The organism is Bradyrhizobium sp., from assembly GCF_016462955.1.
Lineage (GTDB): Bacteria > Pseudomonadota > Alphaproteobacteria > Rhizobiales > Xanthobacteraceae > Bradyrhizobium.
On sequence record NZ_JAEMSD010000126.1, the window covers coordinates 1 to 4,787 of the forward strand.

General features: G+C 63.1%; 4 protein-coding genes. 1 reads left to right on the plus strand and 3 read right to left on the minus strand.

Annotation, left to right across the window (positions count from 1 at the left end; genetic code table 11):
* From JHD07_RS15395 to JHD07_RS15405, 3 genes are all read right to left on the minus strand, one after another.
* A partial coding sequence (locus JHD07_RS15395) for a PAS domain-containing protein (RefSeq protein WP_291623628.1) occupies window positions 1-658 on the minus strand: 658 nt, incomplete at its 3' end.
* 246 nt (window positions 659-904) lie between these two features.
* Window positions 905-1,705, minus strand: a complete 801-nt coding sequence (locus JHD07_RS15400; RefSeq protein WP_291623630.1) for a hypothetical protein — start codon at window positions 1,703-1,705, stop codon at window positions 905-907.
* Window positions 1,706-1,873: 168 nt separating this feature from the next.
* Complete coding sequence (locus JHD07_RS15405; RefSeq protein WP_291623632.1) at window positions 1,874-2,383, minus strand: OsmC family protein; 510 nt, start codon at window positions 2,381-2,383, stop codon at window positions 1,874-1,876.
* A gap of 247 nt (window positions 2,384-2,630) precedes the next feature.
* Here JHD07_RS15405 and JHD07_RS15410 point away from each other — a divergent pair.
* Window positions 2,631-4,787: [protein-PII] uridylyltransferase (locus tag JHD07_RS15410; protein ID WP_291623634.1), on the plus strand; the 2,157-nt coding region annotated here is incomplete at its 3' end.

Consider the following 4,787-nt stretch of genomic DNA (forward strand, 5'->3'; position numbering starts at 1 on the left):
TCCAGACTTCCTTGCCGCCCTTGCCGATCCGCTTGTATTCGGCGGCCTGGTATTCGCCGCGATTGAGGGCGGCCCAGAACTCGCGGTAGGCGGCACCGTCGCGCTCCCTGGGCTCGACGAACATGCTGTGGTGCTTGCCCGTGATCTCGTTGAGCGAATAGCCGAGCGCGCCGAGGAAGTTGGCATTCGCAGTGATGACCGTGCCGTCCATGTTGAACTCGATAACCGCCTGCGAGCGGTTCGCGGCGGCAACCTGCGCGCTGAAGTCGAGGTTCTGCAGGCGGACGGACGCATCGGACCATTCCACCACGACACCCAACCGCCTGCCGTCGTCGTTCTTGACGGGCGTTGCGACGAGGTCGAATTTCCGTGCGCCGATCTGAATCATCGCACGATGCACCGTGCTGAGGCTGGCGAGCATCTGGCGCTGATGCTGGGGGTTCTTGTGAAACACGTCGATGTTGGTGCCGACCAGCGTGTTCACGTTGAAATGCGGCAGTTCTTTCTTGAGGTCGGCTTCCGCGGTGCGAAGTAAATCCGTCACCGCATTGTTCATGTAGACGATGTTGAGGTCGTTATCCGCAACCATCAGGTTTGCAGTTACGACCTTGGAGGCCATCAAGGCCAGTCCGTCGGAATTTGACTTGCGCTTGAACATTCAATGGTCTCCTCGTTGAGAAAGCGTCTTGTTGAATGACGCGCGGCATAAGTCTCGAACTCGAGATTTCGGCTCGACGTTCACTGTTGTGCACTGGTGGAACTGCCGCCCCCAACATGGACGGTCTTAACTTGAGTAGATTTACGGTGAAGGCGCGAAGATTAAATTAACGACCGCGTCGAAAACGCGCCGGCAGCCACCGCAGAACTACGGAGCTTGGAGCCGCAAGAATCCTGGACGCAATGCTTACGCTTTTATGCGCAATCGCCTGCGCCCATTCCACCACAGCGTCAGATTCCACATCACGCAGGTTGCAAGCGCGAGAAAAAGACCAACCGTCGATCCAAATTTCACGACTGCAACGTGCAGAACGGCAATGGCCATGCCAAACCCGAGCAGTCCCCAGGCGGAGTTGGCGAGCACGGCGGCGGTCGGTGGGCCGCCGATGCGCGGATGCAGGATCACCATGATGCTGGAGAACACCACGGGAAAAAGCGCGATGACGCCGCTGATGCGCGGGCCGACCCAGCTGGAGGTCGAAACCACGATGGCGACGAGGGTCGCGACCAGCGCAGCGCGCATCGGTACGTCGTACCAGCGGCGCGTCACCAGCGGCATCTTCACACCGCGATAGCGCGCGAGCAGCGGAATGCAGATGCCGAATGCGATCAGGTTGGCGGCGAGCCCCGCCGTGAACGACCAATCGAACCGGCGGATGATCGACGCCAGCAGAATCCAGACGGCGAAAGCGCTTCCGCAACTCACCACGATAGTGTGCCGCTGCGCCAGCACGACGTAAGTGAGGCACATGAAGATCGTCGCCGCATTGACCGGCAGGCTCGCCAGCGCGCCCTGCGCGATGAAGGCGGCGTCATGATCGAGCGCAAGGAACGCGTAGGAGGGACCGGCCGACACCGGGAGAGTCGCGACCAGCGCGCCGATCACCGGCCCCGAGCGCTCCGTGATGATCGACGCCGTGACCACGAAAGTCGCAGCGATCGCCATGCGCAAGAGAAGGAGGAGGAGGAAGTGGTGGTCGAGGGACATTCGCGCGGGATATTATTGTTGAGAAGTTTTCCGCGGGCTCGTGCACCTCTCCCGGAGGGAGAGGTCGATTTGCGCAGCAAATCGGGTGAGGGCTTCAGGTCCCACGGGGCAGCGCAACCCCTCACCCGCGCCCTCGGCGCGACCTCTCCCTATGGGAGAGGTGGGTAGTTACAACCGCTGCATCGACACCGAGACCTTCGGACCGTTCTTGATGGTCTGATAGACCACGCAATAGCGCTCGGTGAGCTTGAGCAGGAGATCGAGCTTGTCCTGCGGCGCGTCGGTGTCGACCTCGAAACGCAGGCGGATCTCGGCAAAGCCGACCGGCGCCTCCTTGTCGATGCCGAGCGTGCCACGGAAGTCGAGATCGCCCTCGGCATAGACGTTGCCGGCCTTGAGCGGCACCTCGATCGCGGTGGCAACCGATTTCAGGGTGACGCCGGCACAGGCGACCAGGGCTTCGAGCAGCATGTCGCCGGAGCAGAGCTCGAGGCCGGAACCGCCTGTGCCCGGATGCAAGCCAGCCATCGCGATGGCGCGGCCGGTCTCGACCTTGCAGGCGATGCCTTCGCCGTCGGTGGAGCCCTTGGCCTTCAGCGTGATCAGCGCGGTCTTGGGATCGGTCTTGTAGCGCTCTTTGATCGGAGCCTGCATCTGGCGCAGCTGAACAGCGTCCATCTCGTTCTCTCCCGGAGTAGAGTTTCCGAAGAGCGGTATAGAAGGCGGCCGGTTTCGTGTCAGCTCTCGATTGATGGGATCAGCCATGAGCGACCGGATTCGAGCCGAAAACCACCGTATATTCATAATGTTAAGCTAAAATTCACGACCGGCGCCACGACTGCCTAATCTACGTGACCGAGCTCATCGACGGCTGGCTTGCGAATGTCTCGTGACAGCGCCTGTCACCTCTTATATCCGGAGAGACATGGACAGCATTGCGACTGAGCAGAAGGCCGGGGTGGACGATCGATTCGACACCGCGCGGATCACCGCCGCGGTCGATGCGCTTGCCGAAAAACATCAGGGACGCGAGGACGTATTCCGCACGGCGATGGCGCAATTGCTCAAGGCGGAACTGATCGCGGCGCGCGCCGCCGCGCAGGCGATCCTCCTGAAGGACCGTCATGGCCGCCGCTGCGCCGAGCGGCTGTGCCACGTGCAGGACGAGATCATCCGCATCCTCTATTCGGCCGCGACGCGCCATCTCTACCGCTCGCCGATCCCGAGTGGGGCCGAGCGCATGGCGGTGGTGGCGACCGGCGGCTATGGCCGCGGCCTGATGGCGCCGGAATCGGACATCGATCTGCTCTTCATCCTGCCCTACAAGCAGACCGCCTGGGGCGAGCAGGTCGCCGAAGCGATCCTGTATTGCCTCTGGGACATGGGGCTGAAGGTCGGCCACGCCACGCGCTCGGTCGACGAATCGATCCGGCAGGCGCGCGGCGACATGACCATCCGCACCGCGATCCTGGAGACGCGCTTCCTGACCGGCGACAAGCCACTCTACGAGGAGCTGGTGGAGCGCTTCGATAAGGAAGTGGTGCAGGGCACCGCCTCGGAGTTCGTCACCGCAAAGCTCGCCGAGCGCGAGGAGCGGCACCGCCGCGGCGGCCAGTCGCGCTATCTGGTCGAGCCCAACGTCAAGGACGGCAAGGGGGCCTTGCGCGACCTCCACACGCTGTTCTGGATCGCCAAATACGTTTACCGCGTGCGCGACACCCACGAGCTGGTCGCGCGCGGCGTGTTCGACGCGCAGGAATATCGCACCTTCCGCCGCTGCTCCGACTTCCTCTGGTCGGTGCGCTGCAACCTGCATTTCTACTCTGGCCGCGCCGAAGAGCGCCTGTCCTTCGACCTCCAGCGCGAGATCGCCATACGCCTCGGCTACACCTCGCATCCCGGCATGCAGGACGTCGAACGCTTTATGAAGCACTACTTCCTGGTCGCCAAGGAGGTCGGCAACCTCACCGCCATCCTCTGCGCCAAGCTCGAGGACCAGCAGGCCAAGCCGGCACCGGTGCTGAGCCGGATGATGGCGCGGCTGCGGCCCAGCACCGTGAAGCGGCGCGTCCCCGACAGCGACGACTTCATCGTCGACAACAACCGCATCAACGTCGCAGCGCCCGACATCTTCAAGCACGATCCGGTCAATCTGATCCGCATCTTTCGCCTCGCGCAGAAGAACAACCTCGCCTTCCACCCGGATGCGATGCGCGACGTGACGCGCTCGCTGGGCCTGATCAACGCGGGCTTGCGCGAGAATCCCGAGGCCAACCGGCTGTTCATGCAGATCCTGACCTCAGACAACGCCGAGATCGTGCTGCGGCGGATGAACGAGACCGGCGTGCTCGGCCACTTCATCCGCGCCTTCGGCAAGATCGTGTCGATGATGCAGTTCAACATGTATCATCACTACACCGTCGACGAGCACCTGATCCGCTGCATCGGCTTCCTCCAGGACATCGAGCGCGGCGGCATCGAAGAATTCGCGCTGGCCAGCGACCTGTTCCGCAAGATCCGGCCCGAGCATCGCGCCGTGATCTATATCGCCACCCTGCTGCACGACGTCGCCAAGGGCCGGCCCGAGGACCATTCGATCGCCGGCGCCAAGGTGGCGCGGCGGCTCTGCCCGCGGCTCGGCTTCAGCGCGGCCGACACCGAGCTCGTGGCCTGGCTGATCGAGGAGCATCTGACGATGTCCACCGTCGCGCAATCGCGCGACCTGTCGGATCGCAAGACCATCGAGAATTTTGCCGCCGTGGTGCAGTCGGTCGAGCAGATGAAGCTCCTGACCATCCTGACGACAGCCGACATCCGCGGCGTCGGGCCCGGCGTGTGGAACGGCTGGAAGGCACAGCTGTTGCGCTCGCTTTACTATGAAACCGAGCCGGTGCTGACAGGCGGTTTCTCGGAGGTCGATCGCGGCAAGCGCCTCACGGCGGCCTATGCCGAATTCCGCAACGCCTTTGCCGAATGGCCGGCGGACGAGCTCGATGCCTATATCGACCGGCACTATCCGGCCTACTGGCTCAAGGTGGAGCTGCCGCGCAAGATCCGTCACGCACGCTTCGTCCGCTCCAGC

What these genes read in the sequence shown, in the direction of transcription:
- JHD07_RS15400 (WP_291623630.1), bottom strand. Translation starts at nt 1,705, where the DNA reads ATGTCCCTCGACCACCACTTCCTCCTCCTCCTTCTCTTGCGCATGGCG.
- JHD07_RS15405 (WP_291623632.1), bottom strand. Translation starts at nt 2,383, where the DNA reads ATGGACGCTGTTCAGCTGCGCCAGATGCAGGCTCCGATCAAAGAGCGC.